Genomic DNA, 24,337 nt, shown 5'->3' on the forward strand with positions numbered 1-24,337 from the left:
GGTCCACTCCATTGTGGGTGTTGGGGCGTTGGAAAGGAGAGATCAGTCCCAGCCGGTGACGGCGCCGCCGATCAGGTTGAAACCGAGCAGCCGGCCGCTGTCATAGAGCGCGAAGCCGCCGGCCGATTGCAGGAGGGCCGGCAGACCGTCCACCAGTTCGCGATGGCGGGCCTGGATACGGCCGGCCTCCGCCGCATCGACGGCGGCGAAGCGCAGCCGCTCGCCCGGCCGCATCTGCGCCAGCGCCGCGACGTCCGGCCCGACGACACAGGCGATCTTGGGATAGCCGCCGGTGGTCTGGCGGTCGGCCAGCAGAACGATGGGCCGCCCGGTGCCGGGCACCTGCACCGCCCCCAGCGGAATGCCGTCGGAGGTGATGTTGAAGCCGCGAGCATGTTCGATCGACGGGCCGTCGAGGCGGCAGCCCATGCGGTCGGCCTCGTGGCTGACCGTATAGTCCTCCTCAAGGAAGGCTTCGATCCCGGCCGGGGTGAAGTAATCCTGCTGCGGCCCCAGCATGACGCGCAGGCGGCCGCTCCGCGCCGGCAGCAGGGAAGGGTCGAGACAGCGCTCTCCCCGGTCCGCCGCCCGGTCGAGCGCCAGCGGCAACCGGTCGCCCGCCTTCAGGGCCCCGCCATCCATCCCACCCATACGGCTGCGTATGTGGGTGGCGACGCTGCCCAGTACCGGCTGAAGTGCGAAGCCGCCCTCAACAGCCCAATAGCCGCGCATGCCCCCGCGCAAGGCGCCGATGCGCAGGGTCTGGCCGTCGTTCAGGCGCAGGCTGGTCCAGCCCGGCACCGGTTCGCCATCCACCGTCAGCTCGGCATCGGCGGCAACGGCGATGCGCACCGGCCCGCCTTCCACCACGACGCTGTCGCCGGCCAGGGTGAACTCCACCGCCCCGTCCCCCGGCCGGTTGCCGACCAGGGCGTTGGCGGCGGCATGCAGCAGCGGATCGGCCGCCCCGGCGACCGAGACGCCATACCGCTGATAGCCGACCCGGCCGCGGTCCTGAATGGTGGAGCTGGGACCGGCGGCGACGACACGCAGATGGGTGGTCATGCGGCGGCTCCCTGCATCAGGGCGACGGAGGGCGTCACCGTCTCGCACTCCGGCAGATAGCCGCTGATCCCCTCCAGCCGGTCATATTCGGCGGCGCTGATGGCGGTGAAGCGGATGCGGTCGCCGGGCGCCAGCAGGAAAGGCGGCTCTCGTTTAAGATCGAAGGTGCGCGCCGGGGTGCGGCCCAGCAGGTGCCAGCCGCTGGGCATGGCGATGGGGGAGATCGCCGCCTGCGCCCCGCCCTGCATGACGCTGCCGGCCGGGGTGAGCATGCGCGGGTTCTCGCGCCGGGGCTGGTGCAGCACCTCCGGCAACCCGCCGAGATAGGCGAAGCCGGGGGAGAAGCCAAGCATGTAGACGCGATAGTCGGCGGTGCAGTGCAGCCGCACCACCTCCTCCGTCGTCAATCCCGAGCGGCGTGCCACCTCGTCCAGATCCTCGCCGTGGGTGCCGCCGAAGCAGACAGGGACGATCCAGCGCAGCTGCGGTTCCGCCGCCGATTGCGTCAGTCCCGCCGCCAAGTCCAGCAGGGCCTGTCCGAGCGGCTCCGCCGCCGTCACCGCCGGATCGAACTGCACCAGGATCGAGCGGTATGTCGGCACCGTTTCCACGATGCCGGGCAAATCGGCGTCGGCGATGCGGCGGTCGAGCCGATGGACCGCGGCATTCAGGTCCTGGGCGATGCCGTCGCCCAACTCGACGATCAGGGCGCTGTCGCCGGCCGCCCGCAGAACGGGGGCCGGAAACGGGGTGGTCACGCTCATGGCGGCTTCTCGAAAGCTGGTCGAAGGGGAAAAGCGGCCCGCAGATCAGCGGGCGTATTTGTCCAGAATCTGCTGATAGGCGCCGCTGGCCTTCATCGCCGCAACGCCGGCGTCGAACTCGTCACGCAGCTTGCCGGTGTCGCGCGCCTTGGTGAAGGCGATGTAGCTGGGGATGTCCTGCACTGCCGGGGTCAGTTCCTTGACTTGGTCCAGGGCACCAGCCTGCTTCAGGAAATACTGCGCGACGTAACGGTTGCTCGGCATCACCTCGAAGCGGCCGGAGACCAGCTTCTTGACGTTGCTGTCGCTGTCGTTGGATTTCTCCACCGCCGGCAGCACGCCGGCCTTGATCGCGTCGTCGAGGATGGAACCGTAGCTGATCTGGTTGACCACGCCGAACTTGCGGTCGGCCAGCTTGGACAGATCGCCGTCGAAGCTGACCGGGCTGTCCTTCGCCACGAACAGCGACACCACCTGCGGCACCAGCACCTGGGTGGAGTAATTCAGGAACTGTTCGCGCTCCGGCGTCTTGTAGGCGGTGAAGATGGCGTCGGCCCCGCCCTCGCGCACGGTGTCGAGCGCCCGCGCCCACGGCATGATCTCCACCGTGACGCTGTGCCCGGCGGCCTTCATCGCCTCGGTCACGATGTCGTAGGCGATGCCGGCCGGCTTGCCGCCGTCGTCGTAGATGAGCGGCGGAAAGCTGAGCGCCACCATGCGCAGCTGGTCGGCGGAGGCCGGCGCCGCAACGGCCGTCAGCAGCAGAGCGGTGCCCAGAACACTGGGAGAGAGCAGGCGGAATGAAAACGGGGTTGGCATCGGGCAAGCCTCCACCGTCTCCGCGCGGGGCGGAATGCCCGCGCGGCGGCCGGTCATGCAGGGGTGAAGCGGGGGGAAGTGGGGTCAGAGCACCGACAGATGCGTGTTGAGCAGGTCGGTGATCAGCATCGTGCCGGGGCTGTGGGTGATGGCGATCGGCGGGCGGGCAGTGCGGATCGCGACCTGTGGCGTCACCCCGCAGGCCCAGAAGACGGGCACCTCGCCGGGTTCGACCGGAACCGCCTCGCCATGCTCGGGCTTGGCGATGTCGCGGATGCCGATGGCGGCCGGATCGCCGAAATGCACCGGCGCGCCATGCACCGACGGGAAGCGCGAGGTGATCTGGATGGCGCGGATGGCGTCCTTCGGCACCATCGGCCGCATCGACACCACCATGGTGCCGCTGAAGCGGCCGGCCGGCGTGCAGGGAATGCTGGTCTCGTACATCGGCACATTGCGGTTCATCGCGATGTGGCGCACCGGCACGCCATCAGCCAGCAGGGCCTCCTCGAAGGAGAAGGAACAGCCGATCAGGAAGGCGACGAAATCGTCCTGCCACAGGTCGGTGATGTCGGTCGGCTCGGTGGTCAGCACGCCGTCGCGATAGACGCGGTAGCGCGGCACGTCGGTGCGGATGTCGATGTCCTGGCCGAGAGTCGGCAGGCGCGGATCGCCGACCTCCGACACCGCCAGCAGCGGACAGGGCCGCGGGTTCGCCTGGCAGAAGCGCAGGAAGTCGCCGGCCCAGTCGGCCGGCAGGATGGCGAGGTTCGCCTGGACATGGCCGGGGGCGAGGCCGGCGGTCTGGCCGCTGTTGGCACCGCTGCGGATGCGCAGGCGTTCGGCGGCGGGGGTGAGGGGAGTGGTCGTCATGGGAATGGTCCGGGGTTTGGTGTTTTATATATCCCCCTCTCCCGCCCCGGGAGAGGGCAACGGCCGCAAGAGCTGGGGGCCGGCAACGGCCACGCTCTCTCACATGCCGAGATACGCCTGCCGCACCTCGTCGTTGCCGAGCAGATCCTGGCCGCTGCCTTCCATCACGACGCGGCCCGTCTGGATGACATAGCCGCGGTCGGCGATCTCCAGCGCGCGGTGGACGTTCTGTTCGACCAGCAGCACGGTGATGCCGCGCCGGCGGATCAGCTGGATGGTCTCGAAGATGCGGGTCACCAGCTTCGGCGCCACGCCCCAGGACGGCTCGTCCAGCATCAGCAGGTCGGGCTGGCTCATCAGGCCGCGGCACATCGCCAGCATCTGTTGTTCGCCGCCCGACAGGGTGCCGGCCTGCTGCTTGCGCCGCTCGCCCAGCACCGTGAAGGTGTCGTAGGCGAATTGGAGCGTTTCCTCGCGCTTGGCCGCATCACTGCTGGTGAAGCCGCCCAGCATCAGGTTCTGTTCGACCGTCAGGCGCGGGAAGAGGCGGCGGCCTTCCGGCACCAGGACCAGCCCGCGCTTCACCCGCTCGTGGGCAGGGACGGACGAAATGTCCTGGCCTTTCAGCAGGACCGACCCACCGTCAAGCGCGTTCAGCCCGGCGACGGCGCGCAGCGTGGTCGACTTGCCATTGCCGTTGCCGCCAACCAGGGCGACGATCTCCCCGCGGTTCAGGGTCAGGCTGACGTCGCGGATCGCAGGGACGCGGCGGTAGCTGGACTGGATGTTGCGGACCTGCAGCATCGTCTCGCCCACGGGTGCGACAGCGACGGGGCGGACGGGTTCGGACAGCATCGGTTGCAGCATCGTGTCACTCCCCCAGATAGGCGGCGATGACCGCCGGGTTCTCGGCGATCTCGGCCGGGGTGCCGTCGGCGATCTTGGCGCCATAATCCAGCACGAGCATCCGGTGGGCGATGGGCATGATGCCCTCCATCACATGTTCGACGATGATGCTGGCGATGCCGCGCTGGTGGATGCGGTGAACCAGGGCGGATGCCTCGCGCACCTCGGTCGGGTTGAGGCCGGCCATCACCTCGTCCAGCAGGATCAGCTTCGGTTCGGTGGCGAGCGCACGGGCGACCTCCAGCCGCTTCTGCTCCGACACCGTCAGGTCGGACGCCGGGGTGTCCGCCCGGTGCGACAGGCCGACGAAGGCCAGCTCCTGCTCCGCCCGGTCGCGCGCCTCGGCCACCCGCTTGTTGCGCAGCATGGCGCCGACCATCACGTTCTCCAGCGCCGTCATCGACTGGAAGACACGGACGATCTGGAAGGTGCGGGCGATGCCGAGCGCCGCGGCCGCTTCGGGCGTGGAGCCGGTGATGTCGTGCCCTTCGAAGGCGATGCGGCCGGTGGTCGGGGTGTGGAAGCCGGCGAGGCAGTTGAACAGGGTGGTCTTGCCGGCGCCGTTCGGGCCGATGAGACCGATGATCTCGCCATGATGGACGACGAAGCTGATGTCGCGGTTGGCGACCAGTCCGTCGAAGGCCTTGCCCAGGCCGTCGACGGCAAGCAGGGGAGCGGTGTTCACGGGCGGATCTCCTTGGCGCTGGTCTTGCCCCCGGCCGGCTTGGCACCGGGCAGGTGGCGACGCAGGTCGCCCAGCAGGCCCAGCACGCCGGACGGGCTGAACACGGCGACCAGGATGATCATGGCCGCGTAGATGATCATGTCGGTGCCGGACCCGGTGCTGCCGAACAGGGTGCGGCTGTATTCCTCGATGGTGATGAGGATGACGGCGCCCAGCACCGGGCCGGTCAGCCGGCCCACCCCGCCCAGGATGGCGATCAGCGCGATCTTGATCGAGATCGTCCCGGCGAAGACGGAGCCCGGATCGATGAACATCTCCTTCTGGGCGTAGAAGCTACCGCCCATCGCGGTCAGAAAGGCCGACACCGACAGCGCGATCAGCTTGTAGCGGGTCAGGCTGACGCCCAGCGCGCGGGCCGCTTCCGGCTCGTCCTTGATGGCGCGGAAATAATAGCCGATGTGGCTGCGCTCGATCGCCCAGGACACCAGCACCGTCAGCACCAGCAGGCCGAGGATGACGTAGTAGTAGGGCAGCTTGGACAGGAAGATCAGCCAGCCCCAGCCGCTGCGGTCCATCGGCAGATAAAGGCCGACGGCACCCTCCAGGAAGTCGCTGTTGGTGACCAGGATCTGCATGATCTCCGCCACCGCGATGGTCGCCATGGCGAAATAATGCCCCTTCAGCCGGAAGCAGGGCCACCCCATGGCGAGCGCGAAGACCGCAGCCAGCAGGCCGCCCGCCAGGGCGCCGATCCAGGGCGTCAGCCCCAGCACCGTCAGCAGCATGGTCGAGCTGTAGGCGCCGATGCCATAGAACACCGCATGGCCGAGCGAGACCTGACCGGCATAGCCGCCGACGATGTTCCAGGCGACGCCCATCTGGGCGCCCATCAGGATCAGGATCAGGAAATTCTGCTGCGACGGTTCGGTGATCGCCAGCGGCAGGACGGCGGCGAGCGCCAGCAGGGCGGCAGTGCCCATTGCCTTGCGGGAGGAGTTGGTTCCGGTCGTCATCAGGCTTTCCCCAGCAGGCCGCGCGGACGCACAAGCAGCACGACCAGCAGCAGCGACAGCACGATGGCGGTCTTGTATTCCGGGCCGATCAGGAAACCGCCCAGCACCTCGATCAGGCCGACGATGATGCCGGCCAGGAAAGCGCCGGTGACGCTGCCGAAGCCGCCCAGCACGACCACCACGAAGGCGATCAGGATGAAGTTCGATCCCACCTCCGGAAAGATCGGGAAGAAGGTGGCGATCAGCCCGCCGGCCAGGCCGGCGCAGGCGGCGCCGATGCCCCAGGCAAGGGCGAACATCTTCTGCCCGTCGATGCCCATCAGGGTGGCCGCCTCGCGGTCGATGGCGGTGGCTTCCAGCGCGGTGCCGAGACGGGTGCGGTGCAGGAATATCCATAGGGCACCGGTGACGCCGACGGCCCCGAGCGCCGCCACGAACTGCGGCAGGCCGAACTGGACGGGTCCCAACGCGATGTTGCCGCTGACCAGGCTGTGGGGGATCAGCCGGTGGTCCGGCTTCCAGAAGAACTGCGCCAGACCGCGCAGCAGGATCATCAGGCCGAAGGTCGCGAAGATCTGCGAGAGCATCGGCGCCTTCAGGATGCGGCGGATCACCGTCTGGTAGACGATGACGCCGACCGCGAACAGCAGCAGCGCGGTCAGGGGAAGCGCCACGATGGGGTCGATGGCGAAGAGGGCGAAGGCCCAGAAGCTGGCATACATGCCCAGCATCAGGAATTCGCCATGGGCGAAATTGACGATGTCCATCACGCCGAAGATCAGCGTCAGGCCCACCGCGACCAGGGCATAGATCAGCCCGATCAGCAGGCCCGAGACGAGCACTTGGATGAGAATGTCTGCGGTCATCGCAGCACCCCTTTTTCGGTCAGGGTGGGCCGGAGGAGCTGTGCGGGAAAATCCCCTTCCTCATCCGGGAATGGGTGGCGCCCAAGGCGCCGGGCAGGAGGTGCATCGTGGATCGAAGCGCGGGACCGACGGTACATCTCCGATGCCCTACCCGCCGCGAAAGCGGCGGGTTGCCCTGTTTCCGGAAAGGGAAAGGGTAAGCAGCAGTCCGATGAAGGAAGCGGTGGTCAGCGGCCGTCCCAGGCCGGCATCGGGTAGACGACCGGCTTGGTCGCGACGTCGAACGGCCACACCGTCACATACTGGCCGCCCTGCACCTGGACGATGATGCCCTGGCCCAATTCGTTCTGGCCGTTGGCGTCGAACTTGACGCCCTTCCACGGCATGATGAGGCCGCTGGCCGGGATGTCGGTCTTCTGGAGCGCCTCGCGGATGGCGTCCGGCTTGGTCGAACCGGCGCGGTCCAGCGCGTCGGCAAGCACTGCGATGCCGGTGAAGGCGCGGGCAGAGTTGCCGTTGAAGTTCACGCCGGCGCGCTGCCGCATCAGGTCGTTGACCTGTTTGATCAGCGGGTTGCGTTCGGCCTGATCGAGCGCCCAGACCTCGCGGCTGATGACGAACTCGCCATCCTTGCCCATGGTCTTCAGGAACTCGCTGTCGTTGAAGCCGGCGTCGTTGGCCAGCAGCATCTTCGGCGAGAAGCCCAGTTCCTTGTAGGTCTTCATCGACAGGATGGCGTCGCCGAGATAGCTCGACTGCATGATGACCGCCGGGGCGGCGGCCTTGATGCGCTGCACCTCCGACGTCATCTGGGTGGTCTTGGCCGGGTAGAGGATCTTCTCGGCGATGGTGAACTTCTGCTCCTCCGCCAGCTTCACCTGCAGCTTGGTCGTCTCGTTGCCCCACAGCGTGTTCTCGTTGAACAGCGCGATGCTGCGCAGCTTGTCGCCGGTCTTCTTCTCCATGTCGCCGAGGAAGGTGAAGAAGTTGCCGACAAACAGGTCGTCATGCGGCGTGGTGCGGAAGAACCATTTGAACTTGCGCTGGGTCAGCGAGGCGGAGGAGGACTCGCCGTTGAGGAATGGCACGCCGTAGCGTTCGGCGACCTGGCTGGCGGTGGCGGTGACGTTGGAGAAATAGGCGCCGGTCAGCGCCACGACCTTCTCGCTGGTGATCAGCCGCTCCGCCTCGGTGGCGCCGACCTGCGGGTTGCCCTGGTGATCGCCGAAGATCAGCTTGATCTTGGCCCCCTTCAGGTTCGGCAGGCCGATGCCGGCGACCAGACCGGGCGGGGCGGGGATTTCCTTGTTGACGATGGCGGCGGCCAGTTCGGCGGCGGCCTTCAGTTCAACGCCGGTGGAGGCGGCGGCACCGGTCAGCGGATAGATCACGCCGATGCGGATTTCATCCTCGGCATGGGCCGGGGCGGCGCCGAAGCCGATGCCGGTCAGCGCGGTCGTGGTCAGCAGGGCCGCCGCGGCAAGCATGCGCTTGATCGTCTGGCGCCGGGTGGAAGCGTTGCCTTTGGGCGTGCGGGTGGGTTCGGTGATCGCTGCCGCGAACCGCATCGTGAAATCTCCTCTGTTCAGTGCCTTGGTGGCTTGCAGCGCGGGCCTTTGCGGCTGTTTGGTTGCGCTTCTGACAGGATGATGACACGAACAGTCTTGGGTCCGTCCAATCGTATGTTTTGATCTCGATTGATAAGCAACGGCGATCAATCGCCCGCCGACCGTCTGTGCTTGCTCTGCCGCGGTCATTCCACCATCTGGGGCGCCTCGTTGCCTGTCGTCGCCTCGTATTCGGCGGCCACGGCGGCGGCCAGATCCGCGACGACCGACGCCATATGGTTCTCCGCGGTGGCGGAATGGGCGGCACAGAAGGTCATGCCGGGCAGCGGCGCCTGCGACCGGATCAGCCGCAGCCGCCCCTCGGCCAGTTCCCGCTGGACGATCACCGTCGGGATCACGCTGACGCCGACCGCATCCACCGCCATGCGGACGACGCTGGCGAGCGAGCTGTTGCCGAACATCCGCACCGGCAGGCCGACGGAGGAGAACATCTCGCGGATCACGCCGTAGGGCTGGGTGGTGCGGGAGAAGGTGATGATCGGCCAGGCCGCCAGATCGCTCAGCGACACCGGTTCTTCCGGCAGGCGCAGAGCCGGGCTGGCCACCCAGCCCAGCGGATAGCTGCCGACCGGGATCGCCCTGAAGCGCACGTCGGTGTAGGAGGCAAGCATCACCGCCACGTCCAGCTCGTGCCGGGCGAGCGCATCGCGCAGGCTGGGCGAGGTCTCGACCTCGATCTCAAGCGACACGGCGGGGTACAAGGCGTTCAACCGTTCGATCAACTGGCTGAGCCAGGTGTGGACGACCGTCTCCGCCACGCCCAGCCGGATGACGCCGCGAATGGCGCTGCGGTCGGCCACCGCGGTCAGCAGCTCCGACCTGAGCGCCATCATCTTCTCGGCATAGGTCAGCAGGACCATCGCCTGCGGCGTCGGCGCCACCCGGCGGCCGACCCGCTCGAACAGCACCACGCCCAGCTCGTCCTGAAGCTGGGCGATGCGGGCGGAGACGGCGGGCTGGGTGGTGTTCAGCCGCTCGGCCGCCCGGCGGAACCCGCCCAGCCGCATCGTCCAGATGAAGGTCTCCAGCGACTTCAGGTCCAGCATGCTTCACTCATCCCCGTTCCGGATCATCGCACGCCGCACCACCGTCGCCGGTCGATCAGTCCCGGCCGTCCAGCGTCGCCAGTTCGGTCTCGATCACCGACAGCCGCTCGCGCAGCCGATCACGTTCCGCCTCCAGCGCCTCGCGGCGGCTGACATGGTCGATGGCGCGGTTGCGCAGGTCGCGCTTGAAGCGGACGATCTCCGGCCGGGTGACGTCGGGCCGGATCAGGTTGCGCTGGTCGGCCAACCGCAGCTGTTCGCTGTTGAGCGTGGCCAGCTGGTAGACGGTGGCATAGCTCGGCGGCAGTTTCGCCCCTGGCAGGCGGCCGCTGTCCACCGCCTCCGCCACCATGCGCAGCTGGTAGGCGACCTGATAGCCGAACGGCAGTTCATTCTCGACCATCGCCTGGAACTCGCCATGCGGCAGGCGCGCCCGCGCCTGGACCAGATAGCGGCCGATCAGCAGGAACTTCTCCTGCGCGCTGCGCCAGAGGGTCGAGATTTCCTGGACGAACTCCTCGCGCCGGACGAGGTCGACCGTCGCTTCCGACATGCGCTCGATCCGCTCGTCCACCGCGATGTGGCGGCGGGCCTGGGCCTTGGAAACCTGTTTGAACCCGCTCATTGCGCCAGCTCCAGTTCATGGCGGACGAAGGCCCAGACGCCGGCGACATGCTCCGCGCCCTTGCCGCCTTTCAGCTCCAGCAGGCCGAGACCACGGCCGGCGGTGAACTGGATGTCCTCGTAATCCGGCACCTCGACCGGGCAGATCCGGCCGTCGCCCAGCAGCTTGCGTTGCGCCTCGGTGAAGCCGCGGGTGCGCGGCTTGACGCGGTTCATCACGAAAGCGGCATTCTTGCCATAGCGGCGGACGAAGCGCATCCAGGGCCGGACGGAATCGAGGTCGTCGTCGCTCTGCCCGGTCGGCACCACGATCAGGTCGGACGACAGCGCCAGCAGCTTGAATTCCTCCGGATGGTCCTCGATCGACGGCGGCGTGTCGATCACCAGCAGGTCGAAGCCCGCGATGCCGTCCAGGGCAGCGCGGATGTCGACCGGCGTCATGCCGGCCTCGAAATGGGTGATGGTGGCCATGCCGTCCGGCCGCTTGGCGAACCATTTGGTCAGGCTGCGCTGCGGATCGAGGTCCAGCGTCGCCACCGTGCAGCCGTCCAGCGCAGCCGCCACCGCGATGTTGCGGCTGAGGGTCGTCTTGCCGATCCCGCCCTTCGGGCCATTGACCAGCAAGCGCTTCACCGGCCCGTGTCCCGTGTCGTTGCCCATTGCAGTGCCCCTTATCGCCATCGGCTGTGCGCCCCTTTTACCAAAGGGCGGCCGTGACGCAAATCTAAGACATGTCTTAGCTTCGCCGTGCCCGGACAGGGTGTCGTCCCCGCCACAGACCAGCTCCCTAAGACAGAAATCATCCCCATCATCGCATACGGCGCATCGCCGACGCCAGCATCGGCCGCACAGCACCGGCTCCACCGCCAGTTTCCCCAACCCGCTCACCGGCCATCGCGATCGCGCGCAACTGGTCGGCGAGTGCGCGTTCGACGGCGCAGGCCTCTTCGCACAGGCTGCGGATCTCGGCGATGCTCGGCCGCCATTTGCGGGTGCGGCGCCAGCGCCGCGCCGCCTGATCGATGGCCCAGGCCGGAAACTCTCCCAGATCGTCGGCCCAGTCCATCGCGAGCAATTGCTCCACCTCCGGCGTCGTTGCCTTCGCCGGGAAATGGCTGAGCAGAGCCAGCACCCGACCGAGCAGATGGTTTGCCGGTGCCGGCGCCAGGATACTGTCGTCGATTTCCGCGAGAGCCTTCCTGGCCAATGCGGCATGGCGCGGCGTCACGCCGTCCGGCGGCGTCCAGTCCTCCACCACGTCGGCGAAGCCATCTTCGGTGAACCGGCTGTGACGGCCCACATGCCCACGGTCGAGCAGACATCGCAACGGCTCCGGCAACGCCTCGCGCAGCATCCGGCTGCGCAAGGCCGGCGTCATTGCCGGATCGAAGGGCAGCGGCAGGCTGGGCGGCGCAGCCGGCGATGCGGGAAACGGATGGAGATTGCTCATGCGACTCCCCAGGGATTGGCGGATGCGTTGGAGGGCGTGCCGTTCAGGCGCGCGGCGACGCTGGCCCAGGCCGAGAGGCGTTGTTCGGCAGCCATCGTCGCCTCGGACGATGTTGAACGGCGCCCTGCCCGGCTCTTCGCTTCACGGACTGCTGCCGCGGGCTGTGGCGCCATACGCCCGGCGTCCTGCAACAGCCAGGATCGCCATGCGGCAGCCGGATCGCGATACCGATAGCCATGGGCGCGGCATTGCTGGACGAAGCGTTCAGCATGGGCATCGACATCGACGGCCGGGAAGCGCCCGGCCGCCCAGTGCCGGTCGGCCGGGGCCGGCAACCAGTCCTGCGGAACCTGTTCAGCGGCACCGACAATCTTCCGGTTGGCACTTCCTTGATCAGCGATCCCGTCATGTGCGCGTCGGTGGAGCGTGTCAGGAATCTGTTCTGATTCAGGCTGTTCGTGACTCGCTGCTGAACAGGGGGAGTCCATTGCTGAATCAGCGGGGTTGTCCATCCCCGCACCCTCGCCGGCCCGGTCGGCCACCCTGTCGTCGGCCAGCAGAACCAGCCGGTACCGGCAGCTCAGACGTCCGCCATTGGCCGAGCGGCGGTGTTCGATGCCAACCAGTCCAAGCGCTTCCAGCCTGCCGAGGATCCGGTTGACGGTCGGCCGGCTGCGCTTCAGCTTTTCCGCCAGTGTCGCCTGCGACGGCCAGCACACCCCCGCCTCGTCGGCGTAGGTGCTGAGCGCCGCCAGCACGGCAAGGCCGTCGGCGTCGAGGTCGGGATGGTCGAGCCACCAGGCCGGGATCCGGCCCCAGCGGTTCTGTCCGGTGCGGCTTTGGCCGGTGCGGTTGGGGTTCGTGCTGTTCTCAATCATCTGTGGCGATACTCCTCCGCGCCATGAGCGCAAGATTGGCCGCATGGCTGGCCGTCTCTATTGGCTGGGAGGATTCGGAGCGGTGGGCGGCAGAGTCGAATCGCGGGCAGCAACTCCATGGCCGACCCATGGAGCAGAAACCCGCGTATGGTCAGCGACAGCCCGCGACCGTAAAGCCCCTGCCCGCGACCATGGAGCATTAGCCCGCGATGTCCGGCCGAATCGGAATCCTGGTGCCTTTGATCGCGGATATGGAGCTTTTGCCCGCGATTGGCCTGCCGTTGCTCGCCGCGATCCTGGAGCAACAGCCCGCGATTGTCCGCTGACAGCGGCGGTCGCGAGCAATCCGGCCATTCATCCATCCGCTCCCGACGGCCATGGAGCCGCAGCCCGCGGTTCGGCTTCTGATGCCGGATGGCTGGCTGCGGCCGATTCTCCCCGATTCTTCAAGGAGTCGCGGCTGCGGGCCCTGTCAGACGAGGCTCGATGCGCCAATCGCGGGCTATCGCTCCATGATCGCGGGCCGTTGCTCCATCATCGCGGGGCGGAGCGCCATATCCGCGGGCTGTCACTCCATCCCGGATGCGGTAATTTCACCGCGTTCTGTTGCACCGGCGGGTCCGCCGCGCCATGGTTACTCCCGACCTTCGGAGACGTTCATGAGCAAGATGGCCCCGACCAGCGCCGCGCAGCTTATCCTGTTCGAGCTGGAAGACCGTTCGCAATCGCACCTGATCGCATTGTACGATCTGGCGCCGCGGTTCGTGTTCGTCTCCCGCGACAATGACAAGGAGAAGGCGGCCAAGGACAAGGGCGAGCTGGTCACCAAGGACAACTTCATCAAGTCGGTGCGGCGCGAGTTCGCCTTTCGCGGCCGCAACTACCGCCTGACCGTGCAACCTGCCCGTATCGATCGGCTCAGCACCGCCAAGAAGGACGACCGCGTCCCCGGTGCCGGCCCGGATCTGGTCGAAGTGGAGATCTTCCCGTCGGAGCGCGAACAGGTGGTGGAGCAGGTCGTCCGACGCCTCGCCATGGACCGCTCGCGCCTGTCGCTGACCGGCGAGAACCGCGACAAGGTGCAGATGCGTTTCAGCCTCTATGAGATCCAGCGGGAGCTGCGATCGGTCAATCACACCCTGTCGATCCAGGACATCCGCGAATCGCTGACCATCCTGGCCCGCTCCCGCATCATCATCTCCACCGGCGGCAGCGCCGAGCCGGGCAAGAAGAGCCGCGGGCAGAACCTGCTGGAATCGACCGCCTTCCCGGTGCTGGCGATCCGCTCGCGCCCCGATCTGGTCGACGAGGACGGCGGGGTCGAGGAGACCTATCTGGAATTCAATCCGCTGGTCTCCGCCGCCATCCGCGACCTGGAGTTCAAGCCGGTTTCCTACGCCTGGCTGATGAAGCTGAAGTCGCCGGTGTCGCGCTGGCTCTACAACCGCCTGTCGATCGAATACGATACCGCCGATGACGAGGCGAAGCCGGTGTCGATCAGCGCCGACGAGATCATCAAGAACAGCGGCATGAACGAGTGGTCGCGCCGCCGCGACACCCTGCGCGTGGTGACCGCCGCTGTCGACGCGCTGGTGGAGGAGGGGATCCTCGACATCGCCGACAAGGAATACACCAAGGTCGGCAAGCGCATCGACGCCATCGACTATGTGCTGACCCCGTCGCAGAAGTTCCTCGATCAGGTCCGCCGAGGCCGTCGGGTGCAGACCACCAACATCGACCTGCTCAAGCAGATCGTCGGCAACGCCATGCGCCCGGATGGCTTCGTGCCACTGAAGGCCGGCGAGGTGGCGGAGATGCGCAACAAGCGCGCAAAGCGGCTGGCCGATCCCGCCAAGCCGGAGCAAACCGCACTGCCATTGCCGAAGAAGTAACGGCTCAGCGTGCGAGCAGGCGCCGCGCCACCAGCGTGATCGCGGTTCCCAGCAGGGCGCCGGCCAGCACGTCGGACGCCCAATGCCGGTGCTTCACCACCCGGCCGCTGGCGAGCGCTGCCGCAGTTCCGTAGATCAGCATGCTTTGCGCCGGCGTCCGGCTGACCGTTGCGAGTGCGGTCGCTGCGGCGAAGGCGCTCGCCGTATGCCCGGACGGCAGCGAGCGGGCGCTGATCCGCCATCCCGCTTTGCGCCGGGGCTCGCATTCGTCGGGGCGTCGGCGCTTCACGTAACGCTTGATCGAACGGCTGGCCGTGGCGGTTGCCACCAGTCCGGCCACGCCGACGGCACCGGTCCGGCGCAGGTCCGGCTGCCCGGTCAGCAGACCGACGAGGCCGGCGATGGCGAAACCGGGGATCAGCACATGGCGCTTTATGACGTAATGGCCCGCGGTTGCCAGCGCCTGGCTGATCGGACCCGGATCGCAGGTGACAATGTCGTGGAGCTTCGCATCCAGCGTGTCGACGGCGGTCAGGGCCGGCTGAAGCGCAGCGGGAGCGGGCTGTCCGCCATAGCCGATCCCGCCGCCCGGATTCTCGATGCCGCGCTGGTCTCCGCTCTGTCCGATGATGTCGCTCAATGCCGGCCCCCTGCATGACGCGCCGCAAGATTGGCGCCGCAGGGGAACGCGGCAGACGCGGGGGCGGTTCCGCGCCCCCGTCGTGGGTCAGCCTTGCGCCAGTCGCCAGCCGGTGAAGGCGTCCAGCACCGCTGTAAGCACGCGCTGGAGCTTTTCCGCCCGGTCGGGGCGATAGGCGAAGGGCGGCGCCTCCTCGTCCATATAGCGGTCCTGCGCCAGTTCCATCTGGATGGCGTGGACGCCGCCCGCCGGCTGTCCATAGGCCCGGGTGATGTGGCCGCCGACGAAGCGCCCGTTGGTGACGCAGGTCATCCCCTCCGCCGCCGCCGCGCTTTCCATCGCCGTGACGACGCGGGCGGCCAGCTGCGGATCGCAACTGGTGCCCCGCGCCGTTCCCAGATTCAGGTCATGCAGCCGCCCGTCGAACAGGCGCGGCACATGGCTGCGGATCGAATGGGCGTCATAGAGCAGGGCGAAACCGTGCCGTGCCTTCACCCGCGCCAGTTCCGCCGCCAGCGCCGCGTGGTAGGGGCGCCAATAGCCCTCCACCCGCTGCGCCACCTCGTCCGCGTCGGGCGCTTGCCCGTCGCGGTAGAGCGGCGTGCCGTCGAACAGGATGTCCGGGCACAGGCCGGTGGTCGCCTGTCCCGGATAGAGGCTCTCACCGTCGGGCGGCCGGTTGAGATCGATGACATAGCGGGAATAGCGCGCGCTCAGCAGCGTCGCGCCCATGTTCCCGGCGAAGCCGTACAGGCGCGGCATGTGCCAGTCGGTGTCGCGCAGGGTCAGCGCCTCGTCCGTCAACCGTTCGGCCAGACCGGGGGACAGCTCGGTGCCGCAATGGGGCATGCTGACAACCAGCGGCCCTTCGCCCCGCACTAGATCGAAGACGGTGCCGGTCATTGCGCGGTCTCCAGCGAAACCGGCATCAGCTGGTCCAGCGCGCCGTTGCGCACCAGCGCACCGATGGCGGCCAGATCCGGGGCGAAGTAGCGATCCACCTCATAGCGCGGCACCTCGGCGCGGATGGTGGCGATGGCCTGCTCCAGCCGCTCGGTGGTCTTCAGCGGGCGATGGAACTCCAGCCCCTGAATCGCGGCCAAAAGCTCTATACCGACGATGTCGGCGACGTTGCCGGCTATGTCGCCCAGCCGCCGCGCCGCGAAGGTCGCCATGCTGACATGGTCCTCCTGGTTGGCGGAGGTCGGCAGGCTGTCGACGCTGGCGGGGTGGGCGAGCGTCTTGTTCTCCGACGCCAGGGCGGCGGCGGTGACATGGGCGATCATGAAGCCGGAATTCAGCCCCGGCTCGGCGACCAGGAAGGGCGGCAGGCCGCTGATGGTGGTGTCGATCAGCATTGCGATGCGGCGCTCGGCCAGGGCGCCGATCTCCGACGCGGCGATGGCGAGCTGGTCGGCGGCCATCGCCACCGGCTCCGCATGGAAGTTGCCGCCGGACAGCACCTCGCCGGTGTCGACCAGCACCAGCGGGTTGTCGGTGACGCCGTTTGCCTCGATCACCAGGGTGCGCGCCGCCTGCCGCATCTGGTCGAGCACCGCGCCCATCACCTGAGGCTGGCAGCGCAGGCTGTAGGGGTCCTGTACCCGGTGGCAGTCGGGGCCCTGGTGGCTGGCGTTCAACTCGCTGCCGGCCAGCACCTCGCGGAAGGCGGCGGCGACGGCGATCTGGCCGGGCTGGCCGCGCAGCGCGCTGATGCGGGCGTCGAACGGACGATGGCTGCCCATCACCGCCTCGACCGACAGGGAGCCGGCGACCAGCGCCGCCTTGAAGGTGCGCTCGATCTCGAACAGGCCGGCGAGCGCCAGACCGGTGGAGACCTGGGTGCCGTTGATGAGAGCAAGACCTTCCTTGGCCTTCAGGTCGAAGACCGGCAGGCCGGCGATGCGCAGCCCCTCTTCCGCCGGCAGCGTCTCGCCCTTCACCCGGACATGGCCGATGCCGAGCAGCACGCCGCACAGATGGGCCAGCGGCGCCAGATCGCCCGAGGCACCGACGGAGCCCTTGCCCGGCACCACCGGCAGCACGTCGGCCTCATAGAGCTTCAGCAGCGCGTCGACCAGCGCCGGACGGACGCCCGAGGCGCCGACCGCGAGGCTGACCGCCTTGATGACGAGGATCAGCCGCACCACGCCGTCGGCCAGCGGGGCGCCGACGCCGGTGGCGTGCGACAGGATCAGGTTGCGCTGGAGCGTCTCCAGATCCGACGCGGCGATGTGGGTGTGGGCCAGCTTGCCGAAGCCGGTGTTGACGCCATAGACCGCCTCGTCGCCGCCGGCGATCCGGTCGATCAGCGCGCGCGAGCGCTCCATCCGCGGATAGGCCGCCGGGTCGAGCGTCAGGGCCGGACGGTCGCGGTAGATGCTGCGCAGCGTGTCGAGCGACAGCGCGCCCGGAACCAGAGTGATGCTCTCGCTCATCCCAGAAGTCTCCCAAGTGTCTTTTTGAAGCGGTCGGCGATCTCCTCCTCGCGCGGGTGATGGCGGTCGCGGACGACGGCGCGTCCGGCGATCACCACATCGCGCACGAGGGGAGCGTTGCCGGCGAAAATCCAGCCGTCCAGCAGCGCGTCGCCTTTTCGCGCCGCCAGCAGCGGGTGGTCGGTGTCGAGCAGGACGAGGTCGGCGCGAAGCCCGGCGGCGATGCGCCCGGCCTCGAAGCCGGTCGCCTGTGCGCCGCCGGCCTGGGCGTCCTCCACCAGCCGGCGGGCGGTGGAACCTCGGGGGCCGCCGGCCAGGACGGTGCGCCGGCCGCTGGTCAGCCGCGCGCCATATTCCAGCCAGCGCAGATCCTCCACCGGGCTGACGGAGATGTGGCTGTCGGACCCGATGCCCCAGCGCCCGCCCTGCGCCATGTAGGGTTCGGCGGTGAAGAAGCCGTCGCCCAGATTGGCCTCGGTGGTCGGGCACAGGCCGGCGACGGCGCCGCTGACTGCAACGCCCGTCACCTCGGCCTCGGTCATATGGGTCGCGTGGATCAGGCACCAGCGGCCATCGACCGGCTGGGTGTCCAGCAGATGCTCGACCGGACGGCGGCCATGGTGGGCGAGGCAGTCCTCGACCTCCCGGCGTTGCTCGGCGATGTGGATGTGGACCGGCCCTTGCGAATGGGCGGCGACGGTCTCGGTCAGCAACCCGTCCGGCACGGCGCGCAAGGAATGCGGGGCGATGCCGAGTTGCACGTCGTCGGCTGCGCCATAGGCGCTGCGCAGGGCCCCGGTCAGCCGGGCGAACCCTGCCCCGTCGTGGATGAAGCGGCGCTGCCCGGCGGTCGGCGGGGTGCCGCCGAAGCCCGATGCATTGTACAGAACCGGCAGCAGCGTGATCGGCAGGCCGACGGCACGCGCGGCGGCAATGGCGCGGTGGCTCATCTCCGCCGGGTCGGCGTAGGCGCTGCCGTCGCGGTCATGGTGCAGGTAATGGAATTCGGCGATGGCAGTGAAGCCGGCCTTCAGCGTCTCGACATAGAGCTGGGCGGCAACCGCCTCGAAATCCTCCGGATCCATGCGGTCGAGCGCGTGGTACATCACCTCTCGCCAGCTCCAGAAACTGTCGGAGCCCTCGCCGGAGGATTCGCCCATCCCGGCGATGGCGCGCTGGTGGGCGTGGGAGTGCAGGTTGGCGATGCCGGCGACCGCCGCCCCGGCAAAGCGCTCCGCATCGGCCGGGCAGGCGGCGCCGGGCGTTGCCGAGACGATCCGGCCGCGCTCGTCCACCGTGACCAGCACATCCTCCGCCCAGCCGTCCGGCAGCAGCGCCGAGGCAAAAAACAGGTTGCTCATGAGGGCGCCCTCGCTATTATAGACAACACTATACAAGTATAGGCAACTTGCTGCCAAGAGCCTTCTTTCGTTAGCGTGCCTCTCCCAAGCCTGGGCTAATCTCCCTCTCCCCTCGGGGAGAGGGCTGGGGTGAGGGGGACGCACAGGATGGATTTTTGTCGACGGGCCGCCACGCATCCCCCTCACCCTAACCCTCTCCCCGGGGGGGAGAGGGGACTGGACCGAGTAGAAGGATTCGAACCGATGCCGACCAGCGCGCCGTGGGATTCCCTGTGGATCGACCTGTCCGTTGCCACCATGAGCGGCGACGACGGCTATGGCGCCATCGCCGACGCGGCGGTGGGCATCAAGGACGGACGCATCGCCTTCGTCGGCCGCCGCGTCGACCTGACCGATGCGCCGGACGCGCTGGCGACCGAGGTTCATTCAGGGCAGGGCGGCTGGATGACTCCCGGCCTGATCGACTGCCACACCCACCTCGTCCATGGCGGCAACCGCGCCCGCGAGTTCGAGATGCGGCTGAACGGCGCCAGCTATGAGGAGATCGCGCGGGCCGGCGGCGGCATCCTGTCCACCGTCACCGCCACCCGCGCCGCCAGCGAGGACCAGCTTCTGGCCGCCAGCCTGCCGCGGCTGGACAGCCTGCTGGCCGAGGGCGTGACGACGGTGGAGGTGAAGTCCGGCTACGGGCTCGACACCGAAACCGAGACGCGCATGCTCTGCGTCGCCCGCCGGCTGGCCCAGGTCCGCCCGGTGGAGGTGCGAACCACCTATCTCGGCGCCCACGCCCTGCCGCCCGAATTCAAGGGCAACGCGGACGGCTACATCGACCGTATCTGCGCCGAGACGCTGCCGGCCATCGCCGAAGCGGGCCTCGCCGATGCGGTGGACGCCTTCTGCGAGGGGATCGGCTTCTCCGTCGCCCAGACCCGCCGGGTGTTCGAGACGGCGAAGTTGCTCGGCCTGCCGGTGAAGCTGCATGCCGAGCAACTCAGCAACCTGGGCGGCGCCCGTCTGGTGGCCGAGTTCGGCGGGCTGTCGGCCGATCACATCGAGCATCTCGACGAGGACGGCGTCGCCGCCATGGCCAAGGCCGGCACGGTGGCGGTTCTGTTGCCCGGCGCCTTCTATGCCCTGCGCGAGACCAGGCTGCCGCCCATCGATCTGCTGCGCCGCCATGGCGTGCCGATGGCGCTGTCCACCGACAACAACCCCGGCACCTCGCCGGTGACCTCGCTGCTGCTGATGCTGTCGATGGGCTGCACCTTCTTCCGGCTGACCCCGGCGGAGGCGCTGGCCGGCATCACCCGCCATGCGGCGAAGGCGCTGGGCCTCGACGACCGCGGTGTGATCGCGCCGGGCAAGCGTGCCGATCTGGCGGTCTGGCGCATCGAGCATCCGGCGGAACTGGCCTACGCCATCGGCCTCAACCCCTGCATGGCGGTGGTGAATGGCGGTGTGGTCCGCAAGCCGCGCATCGAAGCGGAGGCCGCATGAGCGACACCATCTCCACCGCCCAGCCGCGCTACGCCCAGATCAAGGAGGCCATCCGCCGCCGGATCAGCTCCGGCGACTGGCCCGAAGGCTTCCAGATCCCATCCGAGCACAAGCTGCTTGAGGAATTCTCGGTCAGCCGCATGACGGTCCACCGCGCGCTGCGCGACCTGACCGACGAAGGGCTGCTGACCCGGGTCCAGGGGCTGGGCACCTTTGTCGCCGAACGGCCGCCCAGCACCGACGTGGTGGAACTGCGCAGCATCGCCGACGAGATCGCCGAGCGCGGCAACGTCCATTCCTGCCGGGTGGAGCAATTGCTCGCGGTTGCTGCCGATGCCGGGCTGGCCCGCCGCTTCAACCTGCCGGTGGGGGCGAGGCTGTTCCACTCCATCGTCGTCCACAGCGAAAGCGACGTGCCGGTCCAGCTGGAGGAACGCTGGGTCAACCCGGCTGTGGCGCCCGACTATCTGGACCAGGACTTCACCCGCCAGACGCCGGGCGAGTACCTGATCCGGCTGGAATCCTCGCCGCAGGTCGAGCACGTCATCGAAGCGGTGTCGCCGACGGCGGAGATCGCCCGCCTGCTCGACATTCCCGTCACCGAGCCCTGCCTGCGCGTCACCCGCCGCACCTGGGTGCAGGGCCGCGTCGTCACCGTCGCGATGCTGGTGCATCCCGGCAGCCGCTACCGGCTGGGGGCGCGGTTCCAACTGCCGCCTGCCTGACAAAGCAAAATCTCGAAAAGCACATCCCTCCCATCAGGAGCCATCACCAGATGTCATCCCGCCTCGACAACCAGCGCGTCATCCGTGCCCCGCACGGCCCCGAACTGAGCTGCAAGAGCTGGCTCGCCGAGGCGCCGATGCGCATGCTGATGAACAACCTCGATCCCGACGTGGCGGAGCGGCCGCAGGAGCTGGTCGTCTATGGCGGCATCGGCCGCGCCGCCCGCGACTGGGAGAGCTTCGACCGCATCGTCTCGACGCTGAAGACGCTGAACGACGACGAGACCCTGCTGGTCCAGTCGGGCAAGCCGGTCGGCGTCTTCCGCACCCATGCCGACGCCCCGCGCGTGCTGATCGCCAACTCCAACCTCGTGCCGCGCTGGGCGACCTGGGAGCATTTCAACGAGCTGGACCGCAAGGGTCTGGCGATGTACGGCCAGATGACCGCCGGCAGCTGGATCTACATCGGCAGCCAGGGCATCGTGCAGGGCACCTACGAGACCTTCGTCGAGGCCGGGCGCCAGCATTACAACGGCGACCTGAAGGGCAAGTGGATCCTGACCGGCGGCCTCGGCGGCATGGGCGGGGCGCAGCCGCTGGCCGCGACGATGGCCGGCGCCTGCATGCTGGCGGTGGAATGCCGCCCCAGCAGCATCGAGATGCGCATCCGCACCGGCTATCTCGACCGCCACACCGCCGATTTGGACGAGGCGCTGGCCTGGATCAACGAGGCCTGTGCCAAGGGCGAGGCGATCTCGGTCGGCCTGCTCGGCAACGCCGCCGACATCTTCCCCGAACTGGCGCGCCGCGCCGAGACCGACATCAAGGCCCGGCCGCACATCGTCACCGACCAGACCTCGGCCCATGATCCGGTGAACGGCTACCTGCCGCAGGGCTGGACGCTGGAGGAGTGGGAGAGTGCCCGCGAAAGCCAGCCGGCCGCCGTCGCCGCCGCCGCGCGCAAGTCGATGCGGGTGCAGGTGGAAGCCATGCTGGCCTTCCATGCCATGGGCATCCCGACCGTCGATTACGGCAACAACATCCGCCAGATGGCGATGGAGGAGGGGCTGGAGAACGCCTTCGACTTCCCCGGCTTCGTCCCCGCCTATATCCGCCCGCTGTTCTGCCGCGGCATCGGCCCGTTCCGCTGGGCGGCGCTGTCCGGCGATCCGGAGGACATCCGCAAGACCGACGCCAAGGTGAAGGAGCTGATCCCCGACGATCCGCACCTGCACAACTGGCTCGACATGGCAGCCAAGCGCATCCAGTTCCAGGGCCTGCCGGCGCGTATCTGCTGGGTCGGGCTGGGACAGCGCCACCGTCTCGGCCTCGCCTTCAACGAGATGGTGAAGTCGGGCGAGCTGAAGGCCCCCATCGTCATCGGCCGCGATCATCTCGACAGCGGCTCGGTCGCCAGCCCGAACCGCGAGACCGAGGCGATGAAGGACGGCACCGACGCTGTGTCGGACTGGCCGCTGCTGAACGCGCTGCTGAACACCGCCAGCGGGGCGACCTGGGTCAGCCTGCACCATGGCGGCGGCGTCGGCATGGGCTTCTCGCAGCATTCGGGCATGGTCATCGTCTGCGACGGCAGCGACGCGGCGGCCAAGCGGGTCGAGCGCGTGCTGTGGAACGACCCGGCCACCGGCGTGATGCGCCATGCCGACGCCGGCTATGACATCGCCATCGAGTGTGCCAAGGAGCAGGGGCTGAACCTGCCGTTTTTGAAGTAAGCGCGAGGGGGGAGCGTGATATCCCCCTCTCCCCCCTGGGGAGAGGGTCGGGGTGAGGGGATCGGTCGCTCATTTCCCTCACATCCCCCGGATCAGATCCGAATACCAGCGCGCGGATTCCTTCGGGATACGCGCCTGGGTTTCAAAATCGACCCGGACGATCCCGAACCGGGTGCCGTAGCCGCCGCCCCATTCAAAATTGTCCAGCAGCGACCAGACGAAATAGCCGCGCACGTCGGCCCCCAACCCCGTCGCCTCCGCCATCGCCGCGATGTAGGCCTGAAGGTAAGCGAGACGCTCCGCATCCATCACGCGACCCTCGGCGTCCGGCGTCTCCGCCGCCTTGGTGCCATAGCCGTTCTCGGTGACGTAGATCGGCAGACGGTAGCGGCGGGTCAGGTCGACAAGCGTGTCGCGGAAGCAGCCGGGGTCATAGGGCCAGTCGATGGCCGTCCGCTTCATCCCCGGCGGCGGCGAGCCGAAACCGAAGCCCCAGATCAGGCTGTCGTCCCGGCGGCCATAGACCGGGGCGTAATGGTTCAGCCCGAACCAGTCCACCGGCCGGGCGATGCGCGCCATGTCGCCGGGCTGGACATAGGGCTCGATCGCCTCGGCGATGCGGCGCGGGTAATGGGCCAGCAGCTGCGCGTCGGGAAAGGCGCGGTTCCAATGCTCGTCGAACAGGGCCGCCGCCTCGACATCCTCAGGTTTGTCGGTCTCCGGCCGCATCGGCTGCACGCTGTGCACCGCACCGATGGAGGCATCGGGCACCAGGGCGCGCAGCACGTCCACCCCGGCGCCGTGGGCGAGGTTGACGTGGTGGATCACCTTCAAATGGGTGGCGCGGTCGGCGATGCTGGGCGCTCCCCAGCCGAAGGCCCAGCCGAACAGGGTGAAGACCGAGAACTCGTTGAAGGTGGCCCAGCGCTTGACCCGGTCGCCATAGCGCCGGGCGCAGAGGGCGGCGTAATCCTCGAACCAGCCGATGCTGTCGCGGCTGCTCCAGCCGCCCAGATCCTGCAAGGCCTGCGGCAGATCCCAGTGATAGAGGCACAGCCAGGGCTCGATCCCCTTGTCCAGCAGCCGGTCGATCAGCCGGTCGTAGAAATCCAGCCCTGCTTCGTTCGGCGCCCCCCGCCCGCGCGGCAGCACCCGTGGCCAGGAAACGGAGAAGCGGTAGGCCTGCAGGCCCAGCTCCGCCATCAGGTCGACATCCTGCGGCATCCGGTGGTAGTGGTCGCAGGCGACGTCGCCGCTGTCACCATTGTCGACCCGGCCCTTCAACTTGCAGAAGCTGTCCCAGATGCTGGGCGCCCGCCCGTCGGCCTCGGCCCCGCCCTCGATCTGATAGGCGGAGGTGGAGGCGCCCCACAGGAAGTCTTTGGGAAAAACCGGACGTTCGGCCATGGCGGCTCACCCGAGTGGAGGACACCG

General features: G+C 68.3%; 23 protein-coding genes. 4 read left to right on the top strand and 19 right to left on the bottom strand.

Going from position 1 to position 24,337, the window contains the following annotated elements; genetic code table 11:
• Positions 1-42 precede the first annotated feature (42 nt).
• The 14 genes from E6C72_RS19285 to E6C72_RS19350 form a co-directional block, all read right to left on the bottom strand.
• Entirely contained in the window at positions 43-1,065 is a 1,023-nt protein-coding gene (locus tag E6C72_RS19285; protein WP_109085848.1) for a biotin-dependent carboxyltransferase family protein, read from the bottom strand.
• Complete coding sequence (pxpB, locus tag E6C72_RS19290; protein WP_109085847.1) at positions 1,062-1,829, bottom strand: 5-oxoprolinase subunit PxpB; 768 nt, start codon at positions 1,827-1,829, stop codon at positions 1,062-1,064. The genes E6C72_RS19285 and pxpB overlap by 4 nt, the downstream gene beginning before the upstream one ends.
• 45 nt (positions 1,830-1,874) lie before the next feature.
• Positions 1,875-2,648: an ABC transporter substrate-binding protein gene (locus E6C72_RS19295; protein WP_158280163.1), complete on the bottom strand. Its 774-nt coding sequence runs from the start codon at positions 2,646-2,648 to the stop codon at positions 1,875-1,877.
• An 84-nt stretch (positions 2,649-2,732) separates the two neighbouring features.
• A complete protein-coding gene (locus tag E6C72_RS19300) occupies positions 2,733-3,521 on the bottom strand; it encodes a putative hydro-lyase (protein WP_109085845.1) in 789 nt (262 codons plus the stop codon).
• Between the two features lie 99 nt (positions 3,522-3,620).
• Positions 3,621-4,325, bottom strand: coding sequence for an ABC transporter ATP-binding protein (locus E6C72_RS19305; RefSeq protein ID WP_109085865.1), 705 nt, complete (start codon positions 4,323-4,325; stop codon positions 3,621-3,623).
• Positions 4,326-4,392: 67 nt separating this feature from the next.
• Positions 4,393-5,112: an ABC transporter ATP-binding protein gene (locus tag E6C72_RS19310; protein WP_199228752.1), complete on the bottom strand. Its 720-nt coding sequence runs from the start codon at positions 5,110-5,112 to the stop codon at positions 4,393-4,395.
• Positions 5,109-6,125 carry a branched-chain amino acid ABC transporter permease gene (locus tag E6C72_RS19315; RefSeq protein WP_109085844.1) on the bottom strand — a complete coding sequence of 339 codons (1,017 nt, stop codon included), beginning with the start codon at positions 6,123-6,125 and terminating at the stop codon, positions 5,109-5,111. Before E6C72_RS19315 ends, E6C72_RS19310 begins: the two co-directional genes overlap by 4 nt.
• The gene (locus tag E6C72_RS19320) at positions 6,125-6,991 is read right to left on the bottom strand and encodes a branched-chain amino acid ABC transporter permease (RefSeq protein WP_109085843.1); all 867 of its coding nucleotides are present in this window, start codon (positions 6,989-6,991) and stop codon (positions 6,125-6,127) included. The genes E6C72_RS19315 and E6C72_RS19320 overlap by 1 nt, the downstream gene beginning before the upstream one ends.
• Before the next feature lie 227 nt (positions 6,992-7,218).
• Entirely contained in the window at positions 7,219-8,559 is a 1,341-nt protein-coding gene (locus E6C72_RS19325) for an ABC transporter substrate-binding protein (RefSeq protein WP_199228751.1), read from the bottom strand.
• Between the two features lie 185 nt (positions 8,560-8,744).
• Positions 8,745-9,665 (bottom strand): LysR family transcriptional regulator, encoded by a 921-nt coding sequence (locus E6C72_RS19330; protein ID WP_109085842.1) that lies wholly within the window; start codon positions 9,663-9,665, stop codon positions 8,745-8,747.
• Positions 9,666-9,720: 55 nt separating this feature from the next.
• Positions 9,721-10,290 carry a hypothetical protein gene (locus E6C72_RS19335; protein WP_109085841.1) on the bottom strand — a complete coding sequence of 190 codons (570 nt, stop codon included), beginning with the start codon at positions 10,288-10,290 and terminating at the stop codon, positions 9,721-9,723.
• Positions 10,287-10,949: a ParA family protein gene (locus tag E6C72_RS19340; protein ID WP_109085840.1), complete on the bottom strand. Its 663-nt coding sequence runs from the start codon at positions 10,947-10,949 to the stop codon at positions 10,287-10,289. Before E6C72_RS19340 ends, E6C72_RS19335 begins: the two co-directional genes overlap by 4 nt.
• 148 nt (positions 10,950-11,097) lie before the next feature.
• Positions 11,098-11,739 carry a hypothetical protein gene (locus E6C72_RS19345; protein WP_109085839.1) on the bottom strand — a complete coding sequence of 214 codons (642 nt, stop codon included), beginning with the start codon at positions 11,737-11,739 and terminating at the stop codon, positions 11,098-11,100.
• Positions 11,736-12,617, bottom strand: a complete 882-nt coding sequence (locus tag E6C72_RS19350) for a helix-turn-helix domain-containing protein (RefSeq protein ID WP_109085838.1) — start codon at positions 12,615-12,617, stop codon at positions 11,736-11,738. Before E6C72_RS19350 ends, E6C72_RS19345 begins: the two co-directional genes overlap by 4 nt.
• Positions 12,618-13,276: 659 nt before the next feature.
• On the opposite strand from E6C72_RS19350, the gene E6C72_RS19355 reads away from it, so the two are divergent.
• Positions 13,277-14,509, top strand: a complete 1,233-nt coding sequence (locus E6C72_RS19355; RefSeq protein WP_109085837.1) for a plasmid replication protein — start codon at positions 13,277-13,279, stop codon at positions 14,507-14,509.
• A 4-nt stretch (positions 14,510-14,513) separates the two neighbouring features.
• On the opposite strand, the gene E6C72_RS19360 is transcribed toward E6C72_RS19355, so the two are convergent.
• From E6C72_RS19360 to E6C72_RS19375, 4 genes are all read right to left on the bottom strand, one after another.
• Positions 14,514-15,149: a phosphatase PAP2 family protein gene (locus tag E6C72_RS19360; RefSeq protein ID WP_109085836.1), complete on the bottom strand. Its 636-nt coding sequence runs from the start codon at positions 15,147-15,149 to the stop codon at positions 14,514-14,516.
• 87 nt (positions 15,150-15,236) lie between these two features.
• Complete coding sequence (hutG, locus tag E6C72_RS19365; RefSeq protein WP_109085835.1) at positions 15,237-16,052, bottom strand: N-formylglutamate deformylase; 816 nt, start codon at positions 16,050-16,052, stop codon at positions 15,237-15,239.
• On the bottom strand, positions 16,049-17,587 hold the full coding sequence (gene hutH, locus E6C72_RS19370) for a histidine ammonia-lyase (RefSeq protein ID WP_109085834.1): 1,539 nt from the start codon (positions 17,585-17,587) through the stop codon (positions 16,049-16,051). Before hutH ends, hutG begins: the two co-directional genes overlap by 4 nt.
• Positions 17,584-18,948 (bottom strand): formimidoylglutamate deiminase, encoded by a 1,365-nt coding sequence (locus E6C72_RS19375; protein ID WP_109085833.1) that lies wholly within the window; start codon positions 18,946-18,948, stop codon positions 17,584-17,586. Before E6C72_RS19375 ends, hutH begins: the two co-directional genes overlap by 4 nt.
• Positions 18,949-19,191: 243 nt before the next feature.
• On the opposite strand from E6C72_RS19375, the gene hutI reads away from it, so the two are divergent.
• Genes hutI through hutU form a run of 3 tightly spaced genes read left to right on the top strand, consistent with a single transcriptional unit; the run spans position 19,192 to position 22,903 of the window.
• Positions 19,192-20,445, top strand: a complete 1,254-nt coding sequence (gene hutI / locus E6C72_RS19380; RefSeq protein WP_109085832.1) for an imidazolonepropionase — start codon at positions 19,192-19,194, stop codon at positions 20,443-20,445.
• Positions 20,442-21,170: a histidine utilization repressor gene (hutC, locus tag E6C72_RS19385; protein WP_109085831.1), complete on the top strand. Its 729-nt coding sequence runs from the start codon at positions 20,442-20,444 to the stop codon at positions 21,168-21,170. The genes hutI and hutC overlap by 4 nt, the downstream gene beginning before the upstream one ends.
• A gap of 50 nt (positions 21,171-21,220) precedes the next feature.
• The gene (hutU, locus tag E6C72_RS19390) at positions 21,221-22,903 is read left to right on the top strand and encodes a urocanate hydratase (RefSeq protein WP_109085830.1); all 1,683 of its coding nucleotides are present in this window, start codon (positions 21,221-21,223) and stop codon (positions 22,901-22,903) included.
• A gap of 78 nt (positions 22,904-22,981) precedes the next feature.
• On the opposite strand, the gene E6C72_RS19395 is transcribed toward hutU, so the two are convergent.
• A complete protein-coding gene (locus tag E6C72_RS19395) occupies positions 22,982-24,310 on the bottom strand; it encodes a GH1 family beta-glucosidase (protein WP_109085829.1) in 1,329 nt (442 codons plus the stop codon).
• Positions 24,311-24,337 lie beyond the last annotated feature (27 nt).

It is taken from the genome of Azospirillum sp. TSH100 (assembly GCF_004923295.1).
Taxonomy (GTDB): Bacteria; Pseudomonadota; Alphaproteobacteria; order Azospirillales; family Azospirillaceae; genus Azospirillum.

Excerpts from the sequence above, each read along its gene's own strand:
- E6C72_RS19285 (WP_109085848.1), bottom strand. The coding sequence starts at position 1,065 with ATGACCACCCATCTGCGTGTCGTCGCCGCCGGTCCCAGCTCCACCATT.
- pxpB (WP_109085847.1), bottom strand. The coding sequence starts at position 1,829 with ATGAGCGTGACCACCCCGTTTCCGGCCCCCGTTCTGCGGGCGGCCGGC.
- E6C72_RS19295 (WP_158280163.1), bottom strand. The coding sequence starts at position 2,648 with ATGCCAACCCCGTTTTCATTCCGCCTGCTCTCTCCCAGTGTTCTGGGC.
- E6C72_RS19300 (WP_109085845.1), bottom strand. The coding sequence starts at position 3,521 with ATGACGACCACTCCCCTCACCCCCGCCGCCGAACGCCTGCGCATCCGC.
- E6C72_RS19305 (WP_109085865.1), bottom strand. The coding sequence starts at position 4,325 with ATGCTGCAGGTCCGCAACATCCAGTCCAGCTACCGCCGCGTCCCTGCG.
- E6C72_RS19315 (WP_109085844.1), bottom strand. The coding sequence starts at position 6,125 with ATGACGACCGGAACCAACTCCTCCCGCAAGGCAATGGGCACTGCCGCC.
- E6C72_RS19320 (WP_109085843.1), bottom strand. The coding sequence starts at position 6,991 with ATGACCGCAGACATTCTCATCCAAGTGCTCGTCTCGGGCCTGCTGATC.
- E6C72_RS19325 (WP_199228751.1), bottom strand. The coding sequence starts at position 8,559 with ATGCGGTTCGCGGCAGCGATCACCGAACCCACCCGCACGCCCAAAGGC.
- E6C72_RS19330 (WP_109085842.1), bottom strand. The coding sequence starts at position 9,665 with ATGCTGGACCTGAAGTCGCTGGAGACCTTCATCTGGACGATGCGGCTG.
- E6C72_RS19335 (WP_109085841.1), bottom strand. The coding sequence starts at position 10,290 with ATGAGCGGGTTCAAACAGGTTTCCAAGGCCCAGGCCCGCCGCCACATC.
- E6C72_RS19340 (WP_109085840.1), bottom strand. The coding sequence starts at position 10,949 with ATGGGCAACGACACGGGACACGGGCCGGTGAAGCGCTTGCTGGTCAAT.
- E6C72_RS19345 (WP_109085839.1), bottom strand. The coding sequence starts at position 11,739 with ATGAGCAATCTCCATCCGTTTCCCGCATCGCCGGCTGCGCCGCCCAGC.
- E6C72_RS19350 (WP_109085838.1), bottom strand. The coding sequence starts at position 12,617 with ATGATTGAGAACAGCACGAACCCCAACCGCACCGGCCAAAGCCGCACC.
- E6C72_RS19355 (WP_109085837.1), top strand. The coding sequence starts at position 13,277 with ATGAGCAAGATGGCCCCGACCAGCGCCGCGCAGCTTATCCTGTTCGAG.
- hutG (WP_109085835.1), bottom strand. The coding sequence starts at position 16,052 with ATGACCGGCACCGTCTTCGATCTAGTGCGGGGCGAAGGGCCGCTGGTT.
- hutH (WP_109085834.1), bottom strand. The coding sequence starts at position 17,587 with ATGAGCGAGAGCATCACTCTGGTTCCGGGCGCGCTGTCGCTCGACACG.
- E6C72_RS19375 (WP_109085833.1), bottom strand. The coding sequence starts at position 18,948 with ATGAGCAACCTGTTTTTTGCCTCGGCGCTGCTGCCGGACGGCTGGGCG.
- hutI (WP_109085832.1), top strand. The coding sequence starts at position 19,192 with ATGCCGACCAGCGCGCCGTGGGATTCCCTGTGGATCGACCTGTCCGTT.
- hutC (WP_109085831.1), top strand. The coding sequence starts at position 20,442 with ATGAGCGACACCATCTCCACCGCCCAGCCGCGCTACGCCCAGATCAAG.
- hutU (WP_109085830.1), top strand. The coding sequence starts at position 21,221 with ATGTCATCCCGCCTCGACAACCAGCGCGTCATCCGTGCCCCGCACGGC.
- E6C72_RS19395 (WP_109085829.1), bottom strand. The coding sequence starts at position 24,310 with ATGGCCGAACGTCCGGTTTTTCCCAAAGACTTCCTGTGGGGCGCCTCC.